This window comes from Mesorhizobium argentiipisi (SeqCode), assembly GCF_037179585.1.
Classification (GTDB): Bacteria; Pseudomonadota; Alphaproteobacteria; order Rhizobiales; family Rhizobiaceae; genus Mesorhizobium; species Mesorhizobium argentiipisi.
This window is the reverse complement of record NZ_JAPYKO010000001.1, coordinates 417,872-438,594: the sequence shown is the minus strand read 5'-3', so window position 1 is coordinate 438,594 and position 20,723 is coordinate 417,872. Positions and strand designations below refer to the sequence as shown.

The window sequence follows — 20,723 nt, the reverse complement described above, 5'->3', positions numbered from 1 at the left end:
TGGCCGCCCCCCGCCTCAAAGCTGACGACGAGTTGGTCACCACATAAATTTCGCCGTCAGCGCGCCACAGGGCGGTGGCCGTCGGGCAGGCGGGTGGCGATCAGCTTGTCGATGCGGCGGCCGTCCAGGTCGACCACCTCGAAGCGCCAGCCTTGCGCGTCGACGCACTCGCCGGTCGTGGGCAGATGATGCAGATGTGACAGCACATAGCCGGCGACGGTTTCGTAGTCGCGGTTTTCGGGCAGGTCGATGCCCAGCACCTCGGCCATCTCGTCGGCCTGCATATAGCCGGCGAGCAGCCAGGAGCCGTCCTCGCGTTTGACGGCGTTCTCTTCCTCGCCCGCCTCGAGGTCGGAGCGGAACACGCCGGTGATGGCTTCGAGGATGTCGGCCGGGGTGACGATGCCTTCGAAATGGCCGTATTCGTCGTGAACGAGCGCCATCGGCACGTCCGATTCCCTCAGTTTCTGCAGGACGTCGAGCGCGTCGGCCTGGTCATGCACGATGGGGGCGACGCGCACATGCTGGCGCGGGTCCAATACCCTGCCGGCCAGAAGGGCGGCCAGCACGTCGCGCGTCTGGATGACGCCGACCATGGCGTCGACATTGCCGTCGCCGACGGGCAGCCGCGAGTGCTGGGTGTCCATCAGAAGCTTTTTGACGGCGGCCTCGTCTGACTGCAGGTTCAGCCAGTCGACCTCGGTGCGCGGCGTCATGACGGCGCGCACGGCGCGGTCGCCGAGGCGCATGACGCCGGCGATCATGCGGCGCTCGTCGGATTCGATGGTGCCGTGATGCTCGGCCTCCGCCACCAGCATCTTGATCTCCTCGTCGGTGACCTTCTCTTCGGTCTCGCCGGCCTGCCCAAGCAGCCAAAGCACGGCGCGGCCGGAGAGGTCGAGGAGGAAGACCAGCGGCGCCGAGAAGGTGGCGAGGATGGTCATTGCCGGCGCGGCCCTGACCGCGACGCGTTCCGGGTCCTTGAGCGCGATCTGCTTCGGCACCAACTCGCCGACGATCAGCGAGGCATAGGTGATCAAGGCGACGACGATGCCGACGCCGATGGGATCGGCGATGTTCTCGCGGATGCCGGTCGAGGCCAGATATTGCGCCAGCCTTTCGCCGAGCGTGGCGCCCGAGAAGGCGCCCGAAAGAACGCCGACAAGCGTGATGCCGATCTGCACCGATGACAGGAATTTGCCGGGATTCGAGCCGAGCGCCAATGCGCGGCCGGCGCCGTTGACGTTGCGGTCGATCATCGCCTTGAGACGGGCGGGCCGCGACGAGACGATGGCAAGCTCCGACATCGACAAAAGGCCGTTCACCAAGATGAGGACGGCCACGACGGCGATTTCAAGATATAGCATGGGCGGTCAATAGCATTGCTGCAGTGCATCGAAAATAGCCCGCCGGTATTTTTGGAACATGACAGGCGCGCCGTTCAAGCCGCATCCCAGATCGGCGCCGAGAAATGCCCGACAAGCTCGTCGATGACGACGCGCACCTTCGGCGTCAGCGCGCGCGTGACGGGTGCGCCGTCACTGCTGCGTCTTCAGAACGCCGATAACGGCCATGCCGTCGGTAAAATAGGGATCGCCGCCGCCATTGCGTCCGGCCTTGGTGGCGCCGATTCCCGCTATCTCGCTGGTGGATGTAAGCAGACCAGCGACCTTCAGGTCGTCGATCAGGAAGTCGCGCTCCGCGTCGATGTCGGGGCCGATGTGGTGGGTGAGGGCGCCCGTGTCGTGGCTGAGGCCGACGCCGCGGTCGAAGCTGGCGGCGCCCAGCCAGAGCGGGCGGCCGTCGTCGCCGACCGTGTCCGTCTGCCAGAAGCGGACGTGGTGGCGCCGGTCGGCGCTGTCGCCGACCGGCTTTTCGAAGGCTAGGTCCTGGGCTCGGCCCTCGAACAGAAGGCGGCTCATCGGCGCATCGGGATAGGGGCGGGAAAACAAGACGCTTTCACCGATGTCGATCGCCGTCCTGAGCGTAACGGCATCGGCCGTGTCCCAGCCCGCGACCGCGAAGGCGTGGACAACTTCCTTCTCGGTGCCGACAAGGCCGACATTGATCGGATCGCCGGGAATGCCCTGCGGCGTGTGCGTCACCATCTCGAAGGGCCGGGTGCGGAAACCGCGCTCCCGCCAAGTCCAGAATTCCGGCGCGGCAACATAGGCGAGCGTCACGTAGAAGGCGCAGAAAGCCGCGATCCAGATCACCGCGCGTCGCCTCACACTTCGTTGGCTCATGAACGCCGCTCGACTCCGTGTAGCATGTGTTGCGCGACGATCACGGGAAATCAATGGCCAGCGATCTGGAGACCATCTACAATCGGTTATCGGTTGACCGGGGCGCGGCGAATGGAACCGACAAAGACAGGCCACGGGAAAATGGCGCTGACTGCCGAGCTTGTCGCGAGGGTCGAGCGCATGGAGCCTGATCCAGGTCCCGAGCCCGGAACAAGTGAGCATAGCGACGCCGAATATAACGATCTGGCCGAACAATTGCTGACGCAATATCGACCCGATGCGCTTTGGGTATTTGCCTATGGCTCGCTAATCTGGAATCCAGAATTCATTTACCTGGAGCAGCGTAAGGCGACGGCACTAGGTTGGCACCGCTCATTTTGCCTGAAGCTGACACGCTGGCGCGGAACGCGTGAATTGCCGGCGCTGATGCTGGCGCTTGACCGGGGAGGCAGCTGCAACGGCATCGCTTATCGGCTGCCGGCGGAGGACCATTTGGGGCAGATCGTCCAGCTGCTTCGTCGCGAAATAGATGCGAACCCGCCGACCAACGTGCCATGCTGGATCAAGCTCCGGACCAGGGACGGGCCATTGCGTGCTCTGGCTTTTGTCGCCGCGCCCGAGGGCAGGGCTTATGCCGGCAGGCTGGCATTGGAGCAGGTTGCGCACACGCTGGCGCGCGCCGCCGGGCATTGGGGCTCCTCGGCGCAGTATCTTTTCCGGACGGTCGCCAAGCTGGAGGAAAGCGGGATCCGCGACAGAAATCTCTGGCGCATCCAGGATATGGTCGCTCGGCAGATCATCGCTTCCACTGAAGCCCAACGGCAAGGCTGATCTACCGGCAGGCGCGGTAACCGCTTTTGCGGTTCTTGATGTCGAAATGGAAATGATTGCGGTGGTCGTAATTGTAGCCTGGGCCGAGCACCGTGGTGAAATACTCGCAGCCGTCGGCACGCACATTGTTGAGGAAGCCGCGCGTGCGGAAGGCGAACAGGCCGGGCTTGCGGACGTCGATGTCGTCGCCATTGTTGAGCTCGATGCTCATGACGTCGAGGGCGTTACCCTTGCCGTGCTCGGACAGGACGCCTTCGCCGGCGATGTTGCGGCAGGAATAGCTGGAGCCCTGGTGGATCGCCTTGACGCCTGAGAAATAGCGCCAGCGGGCTGCCGGCTGCAGCTCGTTCTTCGTCCAGGCGGCAAAGGTGGCGGCCATGTTGCAGGTCAGCGTCGCCGCCGGCTTCATGGCGACGCTGCCGATCGCCGAGACCTTCACTGGATAATCGATGCCGCACTGGCCTTCATGGATCGGCTGGATGTCCTGATAGACGACACCCATCCGCTTCAACTCGTTGCGGCAGTCGATCTCGCTGGCCGGCATCTGCACGGCCGACGACATCGGCTCATCCATGCGCGGATAGGCGGCCTGGGTCATGTAGGGATTGGACGGAACAAGACGTTGCATGCCGGAATATTGCGACGCGTCGGGCTGCGGCACGGCTGCCGTCTGGCTGCCGACATCGACTGCCGGCTGCAGCGCAAAGACGTCACCGGTCGTGCAGGCCGATATCGTCGCGATGGCAACGCCCGCGGCCAGCCCGGCGAGCATGATGCGCGCACGCTTGTCCCGTCGCGCCGCTGCCAGCATGGCGCCAAGTCTTCGAGCCATCGAAAGGCGTCCTTGTCCCCAAGATCCGATCCCAATTGGGATCATGATCCGAACGGCACAAGGTTAACCCTCAACAGTAAAGGAAAGATCAGCGCCGGCATTCATGCCTGGGGCGGAATTGCGGCGCTGTTCTTGCAGGGACGTGACCGAAACTTTCGAGATCGTGCTTACTGGCAAAAGGTGCCGCCGTGGCGGCGCGGTTCCAGGTCGAAGTGGAAATGCAGCGCGTGGTCGGGGTCGGCGCCCGGACCAAGCACCGTCTTGAACGGCCCGCAGGCAGCCTTGCGCACCGCGTTGAGGAACTTCGCGTCCTGATCCGGCGGCGCCGGCCCGACCTCGATCTTCCTGCCGTCCGACAAGGTGAAGCTCGCGATGTCGAGCGCATTGCCGAAGGCGTGTTCCGACAGTTTGCGCCTGCCGTTGCGTGGGCGGCAAACGAAGGCCGAGCCCTGGTTGACCGACTTCAAATCGGCGCCGAGTTCAGCCTTCGCCATAGGCTGGACGACATCGGCCATGAAGCGCGCGGCCGCCTCGGCCATCGGGCAGTTGAGCTCGGTGCCGGGACTGATGCCGATGGATTTGCCGAGCGTCTTCAAAATTACCGGATAGGGGATCGAGCAGCCGATTTCCGCATCGTGCTCGGCCTTGTGCTCTTCGAACTCGACGCCCAGCGCCTTCAGCCGCTCGCGGCATGCGGTTTCTTCCGCCGGCATCGTGTCGGCCGGCATGTCGGCCGAGCGCGGATCGGGAAGCATCTTTTCCTCGCCCGGCGGTTCGGGTTTTTCCGATGGCTGCGGCGCGGTTTCCGGCGGCTCCGGCTCCGGTTCGGTGGGCTTCCGCGGCGGCGTCGGCGCGACATCCGGCGTCAGCGGCTCGGATTCCGTCCGCGGCGCGGATTGAGCGCTTTTCGAACGTGGCGGGCGGGCATCCCACTTCGGATGCGATTTCTCCTGGCTGAGGAAGTCGTCGCTGCTGTCGAGGCGGCTTTTGTCTTGCCCGGACTTCTCAGTGCCGTTCTCCATGTCCTGGGGACGCGAGCCTGGAACCGGGGTCGCCGGAGGCGTTTCCGGTGCCGGAGCGGCGCTCTGGCTGGGCGGCGGCAGGTGTCTTTTATTTCGATGGTGATGCTTGGCCACGGCCGGCGTAATCAGCAGCATCGCGGCCACCACAGGCAGCGCCAGTCTGCAAAGTCGTGAAAGGCTCAGCGTTGCCATCGCCCCGAAACGGCGGTCGCGTTGCGAAGTTGCCTGCGCCAGCAGCCTTGCCGATCACAATCGGTTACCGGCGCGTTACGCGCCGATGGCTTCAAGGCCTTCCTCCAGCCAGTCGGCAAGCATCGGCAGGCCAAGCAGGTATTTGGCCGTGCGCTTCCTGGGACGCTCCCTGGCTGCAGCCACCGCATCGGCCCATTCGGATGGGTCATAGTCGCCGCGCCCGACCCAGGCGAGCGCGATCAGCTCGGCCGCTTCGTCGATGTTGAGATCGTTGATCAGCTCGCGGAATTCCTCCTCGGTGAGATCTTCCGAGGCTTCCTCGACAAGGCCGTCGTGATGGTGGCTTGCATGCGCGTCGCCGTCGAACTCGATCTCGTGCTCGGCGCCGTCATCATAGTCCTCGTTGACGGCGGCGCTCAGCGCCTTCGCCTTGAGGATGAACAGGCGCACCGTGTCCGGATCGATCGAAAGTTCCCACTCCTTCTCGAGGCGCTGCTGCACTGCCTTTCTCCACGTGAAGCGCTTGGCTCCGATGATAGCGGAATTAAAACGCGCGTCACGTCCCGCTGGTAAATGCCTCTGTCCGGCCGCCCAAAATAGTTCGGCGTCCGCTTGCTTTTCGGGATGAAACCGCGTCGGCTCGGCGTTAGTCTGCCATTGTCACGCTCAAGGAGGCTTCGATGCGCAGACGTTTGCTTGTTCAGGTCATGGCCATAGCGGCGCTGCCGCTGTTCGTTGCGCCAGCCTATACCGCTGGTGAAGGTGGCGGCAGTGCCGGCGGCAGCGGTGGCCAGACGACCAGCACCTGCAAGAAGGGCGAGGTCTGGGACAAGAAGAAGAACAAATGCGTGAAGCCGCAATATGGCATGCTGGACGACGACAGCATCTATGAGGCGGGCCACGATCTGGCGATGGCCGGGCGCTATGACGAAGCCATCTCGGTGCTGACGCTCGCCGCCAACAAGCAGGATCCGCGCATCCTCAACTATCTCGGCTATTCGCACCGCCATTCGGGTCGCGTCACCGTCGGCCTCGGCTATTACGAGGAAGCGCTGCGGATCGACCCGAACTACACGCTGGTGCGCGAATATCTGGGCGAAGCGCATCTGCAGATCGGCGATCTCGCCGGCGCGCAGCAGCAGCTCCAGGAGATCGAAAAGCGGACCGGCAAGGGCTCGCGCGAATACGGCATGCTATCCGAGCAGATCGATCATTTCCTGAGGAGCTGAACAGGGCTTCGACGCTCCTCGAACCGGCTGCGGGCAATCGCGGCCGGTTTTTCGTTGCCGCGAGCCGGGGGACCCGCGAAAGCGGTGATCATTTTGCCGAATTTCATTTTTGGGCGTGAAAATCGCGCGAAGATTGCTATATTCGTGGAAATTGTGGTGAGACGGTTCCGTTAGCCCGAGGCTGCCGGACCGTTTTCTTTTTGTACCCATTGACAAGGCCGCTCCCGAAAACGGGGGCGGCGGCAGGAAAGGCCAGGCACATGATCAAGGTCCCGATGACAGGCGAGGGGTTCGCGTCATTGAAGGAAGAACTTCGCTGGCGCCAGCAGGAGGAACGTCCTCGTATCATCGAGGCGATTTCCGAGGCGCGCTCGCATGGCGACCTGTCCGAAAATGCCGAATATCACGCGGCCAAGGAGTCGCAGAGCCATAATGAAGGCCGCATCAACGAGCTCGAGGATCTGATCGCGCGGGCCGAAGTTATCGACGTTTCGAAGCTTTCCGGCGACAAGGTGAAATTCGGCGCAACTGTCGTGCTCGTCGACGAGGACACCGAAGAGAAGAAAACCTACCAGATCGTCGGCGACCAGGAAGCGGACGTGAAGTCCGGCCGTATCTCAATCTCCTCGCCGATCGCGCGTGCGCTGATCGGCAAGGAAGTCGGCGACGCCATCGAGGTCAATGCTCCGGGCGGCGCCAGAGGGTATGAGATCGTCCAGGTGCAGTTTATCTGAGGACCTTTTGATAATTCTACTCTGGCGGCCGACTAGCGTAGTTTTCTGCGCTTCCGGTGCTCACGTACTTTAAGTACGCTCCGCTCCGGCCTTCGCCGGCCGAAGCCCTCATAAGGGTCTCCGCTCTATGAAGGCTACGGCCGGCGTAGGCCGGTTCTCAAAAACTACGCCATTCGACTCGCCAGAGCGAATTCTGAAAAGTCCTCACGCTGGCGCGTTTGATCTGAGCGCCAACAGCCGTTCCGCTTCCGCTATCACGTCAGCCGGCGTGACCCTGCCGCCGGCCGGTGCAAGCAAGGTCGATGCGAAGAGCCCGCGCGGGCCGGTGAGACCGGGTTCCGTAGCCAGGAAGATGGCGACCGTCGGCAGGCCGAAGGCGCTGGCAAGATGCGTGAGGCCGGTGTCGGCGCCGATGACCAGCGTCGAGCGGCCGAGGATTGCGGCGATATCCGCGAGCGGTGATTTTGGAACAAGCACTGTCCCTGGCACGGCACCGGCAATAGCTTGGGCCGCTTTCCTTTCCGCCTCGTTCGACCAGGTGACCACCGGTGTGAATTGCCGGTCGGCCAGTCGGCGCGCGGTTTTGATCCAATCCTCGACCGGCCATTTCTTGTCCTCGCGGCTGGTGCCGTGCAGCAGGAAGGCCGTTTTGCCGTCAACGCCAGCCAGGCCGACCGCCGGCGGCGCGATGCCGGATTCGAGCGCCGACAGGTCAGGCTGGTAGCCAAGCGCCAGTCCGAACAGCCGTCTGGTGCGCTCGATGGCATGCAGGTCGCTCGGCACGGCGTATTTGCGTTGATAGAACAGCGTTGCCGAAGGCTCGCGGGCGCTCGCCCGGTCGAAGCCGGCAATCGGCGCGCCGGCCTGGATGGCGACCAGGGCCGACTTCAACAGGCCTTGCGCGTCGATGACAAGGTCGTAGCGGGAGGCGCGGAGCGCTCCGCGCAGTCCGGCCATCTCGCGCCATGTGGTGCCGTCGAGAATCCGCTTGCGCCAGCGCCGGATCGCCACCTTGTGGATGGTGCCGATCGCCGGATGCAAGCCCACGATACCGGCAAACGGCTCCTCCACGCACCAGTCGAAGCGGATATCGGGGCGATTGCGCACCGCGTCTTCGACCGCGGGAAACGTGTGAATGACATCGCCCATCGACGATGTCTTGACGATAAGCACTTTCATGCCGCTGCCGGAACGTTGAGCAAGCGGTCGGCCGCGGCCGCGACTCGGGCGACATCGAGCGTCTTGAGGCAATTGAGATGCCCGAGCGGACAGACCTTCTTATGGCAGGGCGAACAGGACAGATGCAGCCAGATCAGTTCGGAGCGCTCGCTGAGCGGCGGCGTGTTTTCCGGCGAAGTCGAACCGTAGACGGCGACGATCGGCGTGCCGACAGCGGCGGCGACATGCATCAGCCCGCTGTCGTTCGAGACCGCAAGCTTTGCCGCGGCGATCAGGTCGATGGCGTCCTCCAGCCGCGTCTTGCCGGCAAGGTCGACGGCGCCCGGGGCAAGGGCTGCGATCTCGCCGGTCACGTCGGCATCGTTCTTCGAGCCAAGCAGGGCGACGCCCAAACCCTTGGCTATCATGTCCCGGGCAAGCCCTGCATAGTGATCGCGCGGCCAGCGTTTTGCCGGGCCGAATTCGGCGCCGGGCATTAGCGCCACGAATTTGCGGCCGGTCAGCCCGAAACGCGCCAGCAGATCGGCCTGGTTGGCCTTGTCGATGGTAAGCCTCGGCGCGCGAAACGTGCCGCCGCGCGCGAGGCCGAAATAGGCGCGCGCCGTGCGCCGTTTCAGCGCCTCGGGCAGCGGTACGATCTCGGTCAGCAGGCCGTAGCGCATCTCGCGCAAATTGCCGACGCGGTGCGGGATGCGGGCGAAGAACGGGATCAGCGCCGATTTCCAGCTGCCCGGCAGCACATAGGCCATGTCATAGCGGCCGCGCAGCAGGCGGCCGAAGCGCCTGCGGCTGCGGAATTCGAGCGCTCCCGGCATCAACGGAAAGTCGATCTGGCTGCGTATTTCGGGCATGCGCTTGACCAGCGGGGCAGCCCATGCCGGCGCCAGCACGTCGATGGCCGCATTCGGATGTTTTTCCTTCAGCGCCGCAAACAGGCACTGCGCCATGACCATGTCGCCCACCCAGCGTGGGCCGATCACGAGGATCGTTGGGCCTTCAGCCATTCGACATAGTCCCTGACGCCGGTTTCGACTGTGCGGAATTGGCCATTGTAGCCGGCCGCGCGCAAGCGGGACATATCAGCCTGCGTGAAACTCTGGTAGCTGCCCTTGAGGTGATCGGGAAAGGGGATGAACTCGATCTCGCCCTTGCCCAGCGTGTCGATCACCGTCTCGGCGACCGCCCGGAACGGCTGGGCGCGGCCGGTGCCACAGTTGAAGATGCCGCTCAAGCCGCGTTTCCAGAGCCACAGATTGACCTCGGCGACATCGCCGACATGGATGAAGTCGCGACTCTGCTCGCCAGGTCCGAAGTCGCCATAAGCGCCAAACAGTTTTGGATTCTCGCCGCGCTCGACCTGGTTGAAGAGATGGAAGGCGACGGAGGCCATGGCGCCCTTATGCGCCTCGCGCGGGCCGTAGACGTTGAAATAGCGCAGGCCCGCTACTTGCGAGTGATCGGTGTCGCAGACAGTCCGGCGGACATAGTCGTCGAACAGCTTCTTCGAATAGGCATAGACGTTGAGCGGCCGCTCGAAGTCCGGCTCCTCGCGGAACTCGCTGCCGCCGCCATAGACCGAAGCCGACGAGGCGTAGAGGAAGGGCACGCGCAGCTTCAGGCAGGCATGCAGCAGTCGCTTCGAATAGGCGTAGTTCACCTCCATCATGAACTTGCCATTCCATTCGGTGGTGGTCGAGCAGGCGCCCTGATGGAACACGGCCTCGATGCGGCCGAGCGCGCCTGCTTCGAGCCGGGCGAGAAAATCGTCCTTGTCGAGATAGTCGGCGATGCGAAGGTCGGCGAGGTTGGCGATCTTGTGGCCGTCGGTCAGATCGTCGACAACGACGATGTCGTCATGGCCCTCGGCATTGAGAGCGGCGACGATGTTGGAGCCGATCATGCCGGCGCCGCCCGTGACGATGATCATGAAGGCCTCTGCTGCTTGCGATTCCGGCTCTTATAGGGGAGGCCAGTCGGGCTGTCGACAAAGCAGGCATCGTCCCGTCTTAGGTCGTTGAGCTTGTCTATTTCGTCTGTTTTGCCTATTTTGTACAAGATGGAGGACTTCATGAAGCAATACCCGTCTACTGATCTGAAACAAAATCTCGGTGACGTGCTTGCGGCCGCGAGCCAGCAGCCTGTCTCCATTACCCGTCACAACAAGCCGAGATATGTCCTAATGAGCATCGAGGCCTACGAGGCTCGCTTTGCCAACGACAGCCGTCGCGCTTACGCTGCCAAGGATGCTCCGTCAGACCATGTCGAGATGCTTGAGGAGTACGCTGCGGAGTTGGATCGTGATTAAGCCGGTTGCCGCCGACGTCTGGCGATATCCATATCTTTGGTATCGGCAGCATGGAGACGGCGAGACCGAAGGCCGCAAGAGACGGCCCGTTGCCTTCGTGGCCGTCCTTCCCGGGAAAGCCGGCGGCACGAACCTCTTCATCCTCGCAATCACCTCTACGCAACCGGGTCGCGATCGTGTTGCCGTTTCCGTTCCGGAAATCGAACGCCGCCGCGCCGGCCTTGACCCTATTCCTCTTTGGGTCATAGTCGACGAATACAATCACGATATCCTGGAATCGTCAGCCTATTTCGAGCCGGGCGCGCGCATCGGCGCGTTCAGTCCGTCATTCCACAAGAAAGTCATGGCTGCTTTCATTGCGGTTGTCCGCAAAGGTCAATCCAAAGCCATCCCGCGTGCGGACTGAACAGGCTGCGACCGGATCATGAGGGACAAGATGCCGTCGACCGAACTGCTCATCGCTTTTTTCGCCACCACCGCGGTCTTCGCCTATATCCCTGGCCCCGCCATGCTCTACGCCGCGGCGCAGACAATGGCGCGCGGCCGCTGGTCGGGGCTGACGGCGGCTCTCGGCATCCATCTCGGCGGCTATGTGCATGTCTTCGCGGCCGCCGCAGGACTGTCCGTCCTGTTTCACGCGGTGCCGCCGCTCTATCTTGCGGTCAAGCTCGTCGGCGCGCTCTATCTGATCTGGCTCGGCGTGTCTCTCTTCCGCAAGCGCGCGGACGGCGAGACGGAATTGCCCTTGATCGAGCGGAAATCGGCCCGTCGCGCCTTTTTCGAAAGCGTGACCGTCGAGGTGCTCAATCCGAAGACGGCGATCTTCTTCATGGCGTTCCTGCCGCAATTCATCGATGCCTCGGCGGCGTTTCCGGTCTGGCTGCAGTTCGTCGTGCTTGGAACCGTCGTCAACCTGATGTTCTCCTCGGCGGACATCGTTTGCGTTTTCCTTGCCGGCGCGATGATCGCGCGGCTTCGGCGTTCGGGACGCGCGCAGCGGCTGATGCAGCGTGCGGGCGGCGCCGTGCTGGTCGGCCTCGGCGTCCATGTCGCCCTGCAGAGGAGCTGATCGCCCAGCCGGCTTCGGCTGCGGTCCGCACCCGGCCTAGCCGTTGCGCTCGCCCGAATTGCGGTATATTGGCATCGCTTTGAGCGACCCGCGCCACAATTCCGGCGCCGAAACCTAATCAAGTCCGGCCTTCTTCAGGCATAGCTCGAGTGAGATGATCAAGCACAATCCGCCCTCTCCGGAACCTTTGCATCGCACCATCGCCCGGTTCGGCGACGTCACCGTGCTGGTTGTGGGCGATTTTATCCTCGACCGTTTCGTCAGCGGCGTGATCGAACGCATCTCGCCGGAAGCCCCGATCCCCGTGCTGCATGGCAAGGGCGAGACGTTGAACATGGGCGGCGCCGGCAATGTCGTCTCCAACATCGTTTCGCTGGGCGCGGCCGCGATCCCCATATCGGTGATCGGTGCCGACCAGTCCGGCGACAATCTGATGCGCATGCTCTGCGAAATCGGCGTCGACACCGACGGCCTCCTGCAGCGCCAGGACCGCATGACCTCATCGAAAAGCCGCTTCAGCGCCCTCAACCAGCAGGTGCTGCGTTTCGACGAGGAGGAGATCAAGCCGCTGACTTCCGCCGAGCGGGCGAAGCTCATCGATCACTTCCAGGCCGCGCTTGGCCGCGCCGACATCGTCATCCTCTCCGATTACGGCAAGGGCATCCTGCTCGATGGCATCGCCGGCGAGCTGATCGCGATCTGCCGCGATGCCGGCAAGCCGGTGCTGGTCGATCCGAAGGGGCGCGATTACGCGCGCTATGCCGGCGCCACGGCTGTGACGCCGAACCGCAAGGAGCTTGGCGAGGCGGTCGGGCGCAATGTGTTCGGCGACGAGGAGATCGTGACCGCGGCGCGCGACCTGATCGCCACGTATGACTTCGAATTCATCGTCGCCACGCGCAGCGAGAAGGGCATGAGCGTGGTCTCCGCCGAGGATGCCCGCCACATTTCCACCCAGGCGCGCGAAGTGTTCGACGTTTCCGGCGCGGGCGATACGGTCATCGCGAGTTTCGCGCTTTCGCTCGCCGCCGGCGCCGACCGGGTGCATGCGGCCGTCATCGCCAACGCGGCCGGCGGCGTGGTCGTCGGCAAGCGCGGCACGGCGCGGCTGAACGTCGAGGAGCTATCCGGCGCGCTGTTCCGCTCGCACGGGCCGACGGCTCATACCGATGCCATTCTCGACGCCAATGCCGCGGCCAGGATGGTTGCCGCCTGGAAGGAAGAGGGGCTGACCGTCGGCTTCACCAATGGCTGCTTCGACATCCTGCATGCCGGTCATGTCAGCCTGCTGCATGCCGCGCGCAGCCAGTGCGACCGGCTGGTGCTCGGCCTCAACAGCGACGCCTCGGTGCACCGGCTGAAAGGGCCTGGACGGCCCGTCAACAACCAGCATGACCGCGCCTGCGTGCTGGCAGCGCTTGCCTCGGTCGATGCCGTCGTCGTCTTCGAGGAAGATACGCCGCTCAAGCTCATCGAGGCGCTTCTGCCGGACATTCTGGTCAAGGGCGCGGATTACACGATCGAGACCGTGGTCGGCGCCGACGTGGTGCAGAAGGCGGGCGGGCGCGTGGTGCTGGTCGACCTCGTCGCCGGCAAGAGCACGACGAACACGATCGGCAAGCTGCGTGCCGCAAACTGAGGGTCTCATGTCCGATTTGAACGACTACCTGGTCCGCTCCGCGGCGGCGATCTCGGCGATGGTCGAGCGCGACCTCACCGGCGAGATGGAACGCGCCGTGAGCACCGTGGTGACGGCGCTCTCGCAAGGCAAGGCGCTGCTGATCTGCGGCAATGGCGGCTCGGCCAGCGACGCCATCCACATCGCCGGCGAGCTGGTCGGCCGGTTCCTGAAGGAACGCAAGGCCTATAACGTCATCGCGCTGCCGGCCAACGCCGCGGTGCTGACCGCCTGGGGCAATGATTACGGCTTCGATACGGTCTTCTCGCGCCAGGTCGAGGCGCATGGATCGGAAGGCGCGGTGCTGCTCGCCATTTCCACCAGCGGCAATTCGCCGAGCATCCTTGCCGCCGCCGAGCAGGCGCGGGCGATGGGCATGACGGTGATCAGCCTGACCGGCGAGACCGGCGGCAAGCTCAAGCCGCTGACCGACATCCTGCTCAACGTGCCGTCGACCTCGACGCCGATCATCCAGCAGGGGCATCTCTGCCTCTACCACCATCTGTGCGAGGCGGTCGAAGCGCGTCTCAGCAATGGCTGAAAGTGACGGCTTTCCACTAGCCGAGCCAGGCCTTTGGGTCGAGCGGACCACCGCCACGAGCTTTCCGGCCGGTCGGCCGGCGCTGTTCCTCGATCGCGACGGCACGATCAATGTCGATACCGGCTATCCAGACGATCCGGCGGCCATGGTGCTGCGCGATGGCATCGCGCCGGTCATCGAGGCTGCGAACCAGCGCGGTGTTCCGGTCGTTGTCGTCACCAACCAATCAGGCATCGCGCGCGGCTATTTCGGCTGGGATGCGTTTGCGCGGGTGAACGGGCGCGTGCTTGAGCTGCTGGCTGAGCAAAAAGCGTTTGTCGACATGGTGCTGGCCTGCGCCTATCACGAAGCCGGTTCAGGTCCTCTCGCCATTGCCGATCACCCGATGCGGAAGCCCAATCCGGGCATGCTGCTGGAGGCGGGCCGCCGCCTCGGCCTCGACCTGAAGCGATCGCTGATCATCGGCGACAAGCCGGCCGACATGGAAGCTGGTCGGCGCGCCGGCCTCATACGTGGCTGGCTCGTCGACGGCGAAGCCTCGACGATAAGCGGGTTTTCGGTTTCGCCGTTGCGCGACGCCACGGACCTTGAGGAACTGCTTGCCGCGATACGGTCGCTCTGATCGCGGATTGATTCAAAGCCCTGCGCTAAGCCCTTTGTTTGCGCAGGCGAATTTCCGGAAGCCGGCACATTAAGTCGGAAAAGCCACCAGCCCTTCGTCCTTGACCCGGCGGATCGTCAAGGCGGTGCGTACCGTGTCCACATTCGGAGCCGACGCCAGTTCCTCGATGACGAAGGTCTGGAAGGTGCCGAGGTCGCTCGCCACGCAATGCAGCAGGAAATCGGATTCGCCCGAAACCATCCAGGCGTCGCGCACGATCGGCCAGCCGCGCGTGCGTTCGGCGAAGGTCTTCAGCTCGGCATCGGCCTGATGATGCAGGCCGATCAGGCAGAAGGCGACGACATCCATGCCGAGCGCCGGCGCGTTCAGCAGCGCGCGGTAACCGCGGATGATGCCGGCCTCTTCCAGCCGCCTGACACGGCGCAGGCAGGGCGGCGCCGAAATGCCGACCCGGTTAGACAGCTCGACATTGGTCATGCGGCCGTCTCCCTGCAGTTCGCGCAGGATCTTCCAGTCGATGGCGTCGAGATCGGCTTTGAGCGGCATGGACGGCTTTCGCGCAAGAATCTTTCGCGATTTTGTAATTTGGTTTCGCCTGGGAGGCCATCCCTTTGCGATGATTTTCTCCTTATTTTGATGCATGTCGTGACCTCGGAGCCGCACACCTCCGGGTTACATGCATTGGTGACGGGCGGCGATATGGCCCGATATGCAGGGGACGAAGCTTTCCGGGGACGAAGGCCAACTTGCCTTGCTGGTCCCACGGGCAACACTTACATTACGCGCGACAAACCACGGCTGCGCGCCGCAGGGGACTTTCATGAACACCAAACATGCGCCCGTTCTTATCATCGGTTCCGGCCCGGCCGGCTACACGGCGGCGATCTATGCCGCCCGCGCCATGCTGAAGCCGATGCTGGTCGCCGGCCTGCAGCAGGGCGGCCAATTGATGATCACCACCGACGTCGAGAACTACCCCGGCTTCGCCGATCCGATCCAGGGCCCTTGGCTGATGAGCCAGATGCTGGCGCAGGCCGAGCATGTCGGCACCGACATCGTCAACGACATCATCACCGAGGTCGATCTCAATGTGCGGCCGTTCCGCGCGACCGGCGATTCCGGCGCCGTCTACACCGCGGACGCCTTGATCATCGCCACCGGCGCCCAGGCTAAGTGGCTGGGCATCCCGTCGGAGCAGACCTTCATGGGGTTCGGCGTTTCGGCCTGCGCCACCTGCGACGGCTTCTTCTACCGCGGCAAAGACGTCGCGGTGGTCGGCGGCGGCAATTCCGCGGTCGAGGAAGCGCTTTATCTGTCGAACCTCGCCAAGAGCGTCACCGTCATCCACCGGCGCAGCGACTTCCGTGCAGAGCGCATCCTGCGCGAGCGGCTGTTCAAGAAGGACAATATCCGCGTCATCTGGGACACGGTGGTGGACGAGATCACCGGACGGCCGGGCAAGGCGCCGCTGCCGCCTTCCGTCGAAGGCCTGACGCTGCGCAACGTCGTGACCGGCCAGGAATCGAAGCTGCCGGTCGACGGCGTGTTCGTCGCGATCGGCCATGCGCCTGCGGTCGAGCTCTTTGTCGGCAAGCTGAAGCAGAAGCCGAACGGCTATCTGTGGACGGCGCCCTACTCGACCCGCACCGACGTACCCGGCGTGTTCGCCGCCGGCGACGTGACTGACGACATCTACCGCCAGGCGGTGACAGCGGCCGGGCTTGGCTGCATGGCGGCGCTCGAGGCGGAAAAATATCTGGCGGGCATCGAGGTCCATCGCGAAGCGGCGGAATGACAGATCGGCTAAAAAGCCGTTTAAAAGCCTGATTTTTCATTCAGACGCCAAAGGCAACGCGAGGGGAATCATGGCGCTGGACTGGGATAAATTGCGCGTATTCCACGCAGCGGCGGAGGCTGGGTCGTTTACCCATGCCGCCGAGACGCTGCATCTGTCTCAATCGGCCATTTCGCGGCAGGTCAGCGCGCTGGAGCATGACGTTGGCGTCGCGCTGTTCCACCGCCATGCGCGCGGCCTGGTGCTGACCGAGCAAGGCGAGATGCTGTTCCGCACGGCGCATGACGTGCTGATGAAGCTGGAAACCATCAAGACGCGGCTGACCGAGACCAAGGACCGGCCGTCGGGCGTGCTCAGGGTGACGACCACGGTGGGCCTGGGCGCCGGCTGGCTCACCGAGCGCGTGCAGGAATTCATCGAGCTCTATCCCGAGATCAGCCTGCAGCTGATCCTGGCCAATGAGGAGCTCGATCTCACCATGCGCCAGGCCGATTGCGCCATCCGGCTGCGCCAGCCGCAACAGCCGGACCTTATCCAGCGCCGGCTGTTCACGGTGCATTTCCATCTTTACGCGGCGCCGTCCTATATCGCCAAGTTCGGTAGGCCGGCCTCGATCGCCGAGCTCAGGAACCATCGCATCGTCACTTTCGGCGTGCCGGTGCCGTCGCATCTATCGGAGCTGAACTGGCTTGAGACGGTGGGCGATTTCGAAGGCGCGCAGCGGGTGCCGACCCTGCAGATCAACGACATCCTGTCGATCAAGCGGGCGGTGCAGGGCGGCGCCGGCATCGCCATGCTGCCGGACTATGTGATCAACAAGGACTCGAACCTGGTCCAGCTGCTGCCGGAGACCGAGGTGCCGTCCTTCGACACCTACTTCGCCTATCCCGACGCGATGAAGAACCAGGCGAAGCTGCATGTGTTTCGCGACTTCATCATCGCGAAGGCGCGCAGCTGGTCCTACTAGAGCGTGCACCCTGAGCGCGGATTATCCGCGCCAGGGTGTCAGCCGCGGCAGCAGCCGGGCACGGCGCGGCGGTAGACCTCGTATTCTTCGCCGTAGCGGTTGGCGAGCGTCGGCTCTTCATAGAGCTTGACGAAGGAGATCATCGCTGCCGCGGCGATGAGGCCGTAGACCAGCACCGCCCAGCTCGAGAAGATCAGTGCCTGGCCAAGGATGATCGCCAGCACCGCGACATACATAGGGTTGCGCACATGGCGGTAGATGCCGCCGACGACCAGCTTCTCAGTCGGCGCCACGGGGGCGGGCGTGCCCAACCCCTCGAGAGCAAAGCGGGCGAAGGCGTGAAGCAGGATAGCGGCCGCTCCGATCACAAGAATCGAGCCCGCAGGCACGAAACCCGGCAGAACCGACAGAGGTTTGCGATAATGATCGGTCAACAGCCAGGGCGCCAGTCCGGCGACAACGCCGGGTGCCGCGACCAGGAACAGCGCGCTGCCGGCGATTGCTGAAAAAGTTCGCATCATTCGTCTCCTGCCGTAAAAATAAACTCGGCTTGCCGAAATCGACATCATCTCGCCGACTAGCCTATTTCCGAACAAAATCGGGTCGATTTGGCATTTAAGCAGTCGCTTTAGGGCCAGAAACGATCCGGAACCGGCGATTTTTCTGGTCCTATGGGTTCCAGGAACAGGTTGGACCACAGCCTGCGTCTTTTTGCATGCGTGTGTTGCAAAATAGATGCTTGTTTCTTGGGCATGATGAGCACATATATAGTCACATCTCCAGGGCGCGTTCTCCTCCCATTAGCGCCCTTGAGTGTTCCCCTCTGGAGGTTAGCCTTAATCGGCACTTCCAATCAAACTCAGCCGGATCTTTATTGATCCGGCTTTTTTGTTGCCCGCACGCCTTCGAGCCGGCAAAAAGACGACTGAATCCACCACGTAACAGTGACATGTAACATCGGGTAACATGTTGCAGACGCACTCTATCGTTTAAGTAGACGATAGGACGCGGTTGGTCGGTTCGGGAGATGGGGGCATCACTCGAAAGGCCGGGCTCAGGCAGCTACCGCGTCCGAACCTTTTTTCCGGATGCGGCGGACCAGCCGTTGCCTCCCAGGAAAACGGTCCGCAATAGGAACGGCGTCCGGATCATCCGGACGCCGTTTTCATATCTCCAACAGAAGTCTGTCAGGTAGGCCGACTGAGGTGCGTTTCACCGTTTCACGGAAACGGCGAAACGCTCTATCTCCTTGCTCTTACGCAATTCCGGACGGAAAACCGCTCACACTTTTCCTGGAATTGCTCTAGGCGGCTTTGCCGTTGGCGTTCATTGCCTCGTCGGCCAGCCTGCCGGTGAGCTCGGCCATGTGGTCGAAAGTGGCCTTGTAGCTGGCGACGCCGGCGGTGGCCGAGCGCAGCTCGATGATCAGATCTCCGATTTCGGCCTGGGGCATGGTCGCCTCGACGACATCCCACCCCGGCCAGTCGGGCCTTGCGTCATAGCCGAGGATCTGGCCGCGCCGTTGCGGAATCAGCGCGATGATCTTCGAGGTCGCGTCGGAAGGCGTGACGATCTCGACCTTCATGATCGGCTCAAGCAGGACCGGCGAACAGGCGGCCATGCCTTCCTTCATCGCAAGCTTCGCCGCCATCTGGAAGGCCATGTCGGAGGAATCGACCGCATGGTAGGAGCCGTCCGACAGGTTGACGGCGACATCGACGACCGGGAAGCCGAGCGGGCCCGTCTTCAGATAGTCGCGAATGCCGGTCTCCACCGACTGGATATAGGTTTTCGGCACCACGCCGCCGGTGATGGTGTCGGAGAACTGGAAGCCGGAACCGCGCGGCAGCGGCTTGATCTCGATCACCACGTCGCCGAATTGGCCGTGGCCGCCGGACTGCTTCTTGTGGCGGCCGCGCTGCTGCGCCGGTTTGCGGATCGTCTCGCGGTAAGGCACCGCCGGCGCATGGCCCTCGATGGGGATCTGGTTCTTGCCCTCGAGGCGCTCCCGCACCACCCGCAGATGCATCTCGCCGTGGCCCGACAGGACGGTTTCGGCGGAGTCCTGGTTGTGGCGCAGGCTGAGCGATGGATCTTCCTCGGCCAGCCGCTGGATCGCCGCCGACATCTTGACCTCGTCCTTGCGCTCCTTGGGACGAAGCGCGAAGGCAAAGACGGGCTGCGGCGGCTCCAACGTGACCAAGGGCCGGATGCCGCCCTTGGCCGAGCTCAGCGTCTGGCCGGTCTTGACGTTGTCGAGCTTGCCGAGCGCGACCGTGTCGCCGGCCTTGGCCGATGCCTGCTTGATCTGGTCCTTGCCGAGCATCCTGTAGATGCCGGAGACCTTCGCCGTGTCGCCGTTGGACAGGAAGAGCTCCGCCGCGTCGGCCAACTGGCCGGAAAGCACGCGCGACACCGAAAGCTTGCCGCCATGCGCGGTATGGATGGTCTTCATCACCTGCACCACCGTCTGGCCGTCCGGAGCGCCAAGGCGCATCCGCGTCGCCTCGACGTCCGGCGCGTCATGGCGGATGGCTTTCAACAGGCGCAGCACGCCATTGCCTTTCTCGGCCGTGCCGATCAGCACCGGCGTCACCGCGCCGGCGCGCAGATCGGCCGAGAGATCGTCGAAGATCGCGTCTTTCGGCGGCTCGATCTCCTCCAGCAACTGCTCCATCAGGTGATCGTCATGATCGGCGAGTGTCTCCAGCATGGAGAAACGCGCTTCCAGCTCGCGCGCCTTGTCGTCGTTCGGGATCTCGGCGACCTGGCTTTCGGCGTATTCGCGATAGATGTAGGCGCGTTCCAGCGCCAGATCGATCGAGCCGATGACGATACCGTCCTTGCGCACCGGTATCTGGCGCAGCAGCAGCGGTACCGTGCTTGCCGGCTGCAGCATCTTCAGCGTCTCGCGCACGCCCGCGACTGCCTTGTCGACCTTGTTGAGGAACAGGATGCGCGGAATGGCGAGATCGTCGAGCTTGCGCATGATGAGCTGCAGCGCCGGGATCTTCTTTTCGTCGGCCTCGGCGACAACGACCGCGAGGTCGCAGGCGGCGAGCACGGGTTCGGCCTCGAAGGCAAATTCGATGGAGCCGGGGCAGTCGACGAATGTGATCTGCTCGCCCATGAAATCGGTGGTGGCGAAGGTCGCCTCGACGCTCATGCCGTGAGCGCGGGCTTCGGGCGAATGGTCGGAAACGGTGTTGCCCGACGAAACGGGATTCTGGCGGGGGATGGCGCCCGTGCGGGCGAGGATGGCTTCGAGAAGTGTCGTCTTACCGCTTGCGAAGGGACCGACTATGGCAATGCATTTCGGTCCCGTGCGTCGTCCTCCGGCGCGAGTACCCATGGCTGAACCTCCACTCAGGCGTTTCCCAAGAGAGCGATCAGCAAAAGTGGAAACCGGTTTGCGTCCGATCGCACCCTGTGCAGAGCGGCGGCCGGCCTGTTCGGCCGTCGCGGGCGGGGTTTTCACCTC

At 63.6% G+C, this 20,723-nt stretch carries 21 protein-coding genes and 1 pseudogene; 11 read left to right on the top strand and 11 right to left on the bottom strand.

The genetic code is table 11. The features are described 5' to 3' along the window. Nucleotides 1–56: 56 nt before the first annotated feature. Both O7A05_RS02020 and O7A05_RS02015 read right to left on the bottom strand, forming a co-directional pair. Nucleotides 57–1,367: a hemolysin family protein gene (locus tag O7A05_RS02020; RefSeq protein ID WP_337091256.1), complete on the bottom strand. Its 1,311-nt coding sequence runs from the start codon at nucleotides 1,365–1,367 to the stop codon at nucleotides 57–59. A 171-nt stretch (nucleotides 1,368–1,538) separates the two neighbouring features. Beyond that, nucleotides 1,539–2,246 carry an LssY C-terminal domain-containing protein gene (locus O7A05_RS02015; RefSeq protein WP_337091255.1) on the bottom strand — a complete coding sequence of 236 codons (708 nt, stop codon included), beginning with the start codon at nucleotides 2,244–2,246 and terminating at the stop codon, nucleotides 1,539–1,541. A 141-nt stretch (nucleotides 2,247–2,387) separates the two neighbouring features. Between O7A05_RS02015 and O7A05_RS02010 the strand changes: the two genes are divergently transcribed. Continuing rightward, nucleotides 2,388–3,077, top strand: coding sequence for a gamma-glutamylcyclotransferase (locus O7A05_RS02010; RefSeq protein ID WP_337091254.1), 690 nt, complete (start codon nucleotides 2,388–2,390; stop codon nucleotides 3,075–3,077). 1 nt (nucleotide 3,078) lies between these two features. Here the strand turns inward: O7A05_RS02010 and O7A05_RS02005 are convergent, their stop codons facing one another. The 3 genes from O7A05_RS02005 to O7A05_RS01995 all read right to left on the bottom strand — a co-directional run bounded on the left by O7A05_RS02005 (nucleotide 3,079) and on the right by O7A05_RS01995 (nucleotide 5,624). Continuing rightward, nucleotides 3,079–3,888: an extensin-like domain-containing protein gene (locus O7A05_RS02005; protein ID WP_415926946.1), complete on the bottom strand. Its 810-nt coding sequence runs from the start codon at nucleotides 3,886–3,888 to the stop codon at nucleotides 3,079–3,081. A gap of 188 nt (nucleotides 3,889–4,076) precedes the next feature. Next, nucleotides 4,077–5,066 (bottom strand): extensin-like domain-containing protein, encoded by a 990-nt coding sequence (locus O7A05_RS02000; RefSeq protein ID WP_337091252.1) that lies wholly within the window; start codon nucleotides 5,064–5,066, stop codon nucleotides 4,077–4,079. A 132-nt stretch (nucleotides 5,067–5,198) separates the two neighbouring features. After that, nucleotides 5,199–5,624: a DUF3775 domain-containing protein gene (locus O7A05_RS01995; protein WP_337091251.1), complete on the bottom strand. Its 426-nt coding sequence runs from the start codon at nucleotides 5,622–5,624 to the stop codon at nucleotides 5,199–5,201. 179 nt (nucleotides 5,625–5,803) lie between these two features. Here O7A05_RS01995 and O7A05_RS01990 point away from each other — a divergent pair, with 179 nt between their 5' ends. Together O7A05_RS01990 and greA are read left to right on the top strand one after the other, a co-directional pair. Next, the gene (locus tag O7A05_RS01990) at nucleotides 5,804–6,352 is read left to right on the top strand and encodes a tetratricopeptide repeat protein (RefSeq protein ID WP_337091250.1); all 549 of its coding nucleotides are present in this window, start codon (nucleotides 5,804–5,806) and stop codon (nucleotides 6,350–6,352) included. A gap of 260 nt (nucleotides 6,353–6,612) precedes the next feature. Then, nucleotides 6,613–7,086 carry a transcription elongation factor GreA gene (gene greA, locus O7A05_RS01985; protein WP_027168132.1) on the top strand — a complete coding sequence of 158 codons (474 nt, stop codon included), beginning with the start codon at nucleotides 6,613–6,615 and terminating at the stop codon, nucleotides 7,084–7,086. 204 nt (nucleotides 7,087–7,290) lie between these two features. Here the strand turns inward: greA and waaC are convergent, their stop codons facing one another. From waaC to rfaD, 3 genes are read right to left on the bottom strand one after another with little or no spacing between them, the layout of a single operon-like run. Beyond that, nucleotides 7,291–8,265 (bottom strand): lipopolysaccharide heptosyltransferase I, encoded by a 975-nt coding sequence (gene waaC / locus O7A05_RS01980; protein ID WP_337091248.1) that lies wholly within the window; start codon nucleotides 8,263–8,265, stop codon nucleotides 7,291–7,293. After that, nucleotides 8,262–9,269, bottom strand: a complete 1,008-nt coding sequence (gene waaF, locus O7A05_RS01975) for a lipopolysaccharide heptosyltransferase II (RefSeq protein ID WP_337091247.1) — start codon at nucleotides 9,267–9,269, stop codon at nucleotides 8,262–8,264. The genes waaC and waaF overlap by 4 nt, the downstream gene beginning before the upstream one ends. Beyond that, nucleotides 9,242–10,192, bottom strand: a complete 951-nt coding sequence (rfaD, locus tag O7A05_RS01970; RefSeq protein WP_337091246.1) for an ADP-glyceromanno-heptose 6-epimerase — start codon at nucleotides 10,190–10,192, stop codon at nucleotides 9,242–9,244. The genes waaF and rfaD overlap by 28 nt, the downstream gene beginning before the upstream one ends. A 141-nt stretch (nucleotides 10,193–10,333) precedes the next feature. On the opposite strand from rfaD, the gene O7A05_RS01965 reads away from it, so the two are divergent. From O7A05_RS01965 to O7A05_RS01940, 6 genes are all read left to right on the top strand, one after another. Continuing rightward, nucleotides 10,334–10,570 carry a type II toxin-antitoxin system Phd/YefM family antitoxin gene (locus tag O7A05_RS01965; RefSeq protein ID WP_217575619.1) on the top strand — a complete coding sequence of 79 codons (237 nt, stop codon included), beginning with the start codon at nucleotides 10,334–10,336 and terminating at the stop codon, nucleotides 10,568–10,570. Further along, a complete protein-coding gene (locus tag O7A05_RS01960) occupies nucleotides 10,563–10,976 on the top strand; it encodes a hypothetical protein (RefSeq protein WP_224543139.1) in 414 nt (137 codons plus the stop codon). The genes O7A05_RS01965 and O7A05_RS01960 overlap by 8 nt, the downstream gene beginning before the upstream one ends. A gap of 30 nt (nucleotides 10,977–11,006) precedes the next feature. Beyond that, on the top strand, nucleotides 11,007–11,639 hold the full coding sequence (locus O7A05_RS01955; RefSeq protein WP_337091245.1) for a LysE family translocator: 633 nt from the start codon (nucleotides 11,007–11,009) through the stop codon (nucleotides 11,637–11,639). Between the two features lie 154 nt (nucleotides 11,640–11,793). Continuing rightward, entirely contained in the window at nucleotides 11,794–13,278 is a 1,485-nt protein-coding gene (rfaE1, locus tag O7A05_RS01950; protein ID WP_337091244.1) for a D-glycero-beta-D-manno-heptose-7-phosphate kinase, read from the top strand. A 7-nt stretch (nucleotides 13,279–13,285) separates the two neighbouring features. Continuing rightward, nucleotides 13,286–13,858: a D-sedoheptulose-7-phosphate isomerase gene (locus tag O7A05_RS01945; RefSeq protein WP_112126837.1), complete on the top strand. Its 573-nt coding sequence runs from the start codon at nucleotides 13,286–13,288 to the stop codon at nucleotides 13,856–13,858. Then, a complete protein-coding gene (locus tag O7A05_RS01940) occupies nucleotides 13,851–14,480 on the top strand; it encodes a D-glycero-alpha-D-manno-heptose-1,7-bisphosphate 7-phosphatase (RefSeq protein WP_337091243.1) in 630 nt (209 codons plus the stop codon). Before O7A05_RS01945 ends, O7A05_RS01940 begins: the two co-directional genes overlap by 8 nt. A 69-nt stretch (nucleotides 14,481–14,549) precedes the next feature. Here the strand turns inward: O7A05_RS01940 and O7A05_RS01935 are convergent, their stop codons facing one another. After that, entirely contained in the window at nucleotides 14,550–15,026 is a 477-nt protein-coding gene (locus O7A05_RS01935) for an Lrp/AsnC family transcriptional regulator (protein ID WP_040989590.1), read from the bottom strand. Between the two features lie 274 nt (nucleotides 15,027–15,300). Between O7A05_RS01935 and trxB the strand changes: the two genes are divergently transcribed. Then, nucleotides 15,301–16,275 carry a thioredoxin-disulfide reductase gene (gene trxB, locus O7A05_RS01930; RefSeq protein WP_337091242.1) on the top strand — a complete coding sequence of 325 codons (975 nt, stop codon included), beginning with the start codon at nucleotides 15,301–15,303 and terminating at the stop codon, nucleotides 16,273–16,275. A gap of 70 nt (nucleotides 16,276–16,345) precedes the next feature. After that, nucleotides 16,346–17,242 carry a LysR family transcriptional regulator gene (locus O7A05_RS01925; RefSeq protein ID WP_027168144.1) on the top strand — a complete coding sequence of 299 codons (897 nt, stop codon included), beginning with the start codon at nucleotides 16,346–16,348 and terminating at the stop codon, nucleotides 17,240–17,242. A 21-nt stretch (nucleotides 17,243–17,263) separates the two neighbouring features. Here O7A05_RS01925 and O7A05_RS01920 read toward each other — a convergent pair. Continuing rightward, nucleotides 17,264–17,760: pseudogene (locus O7A05_RS01920) on the bottom strand (methyltransferase family protein). Between the two features lie 785 nt (nucleotides 17,761–18,545). Continuing rightward, nucleotides 18,546–20,594 carry an elongation factor G gene (locus tag O7A05_RS01915; RefSeq protein ID WP_337091241.1) on the bottom strand — a complete coding sequence of 683 codons (2,049 nt, stop codon included), beginning with the start codon at nucleotides 20,592–20,594 and terminating at the stop codon, nucleotides 18,546–18,548. Nucleotides 20,595–20,723: the final 129 nt, after the last annotated feature.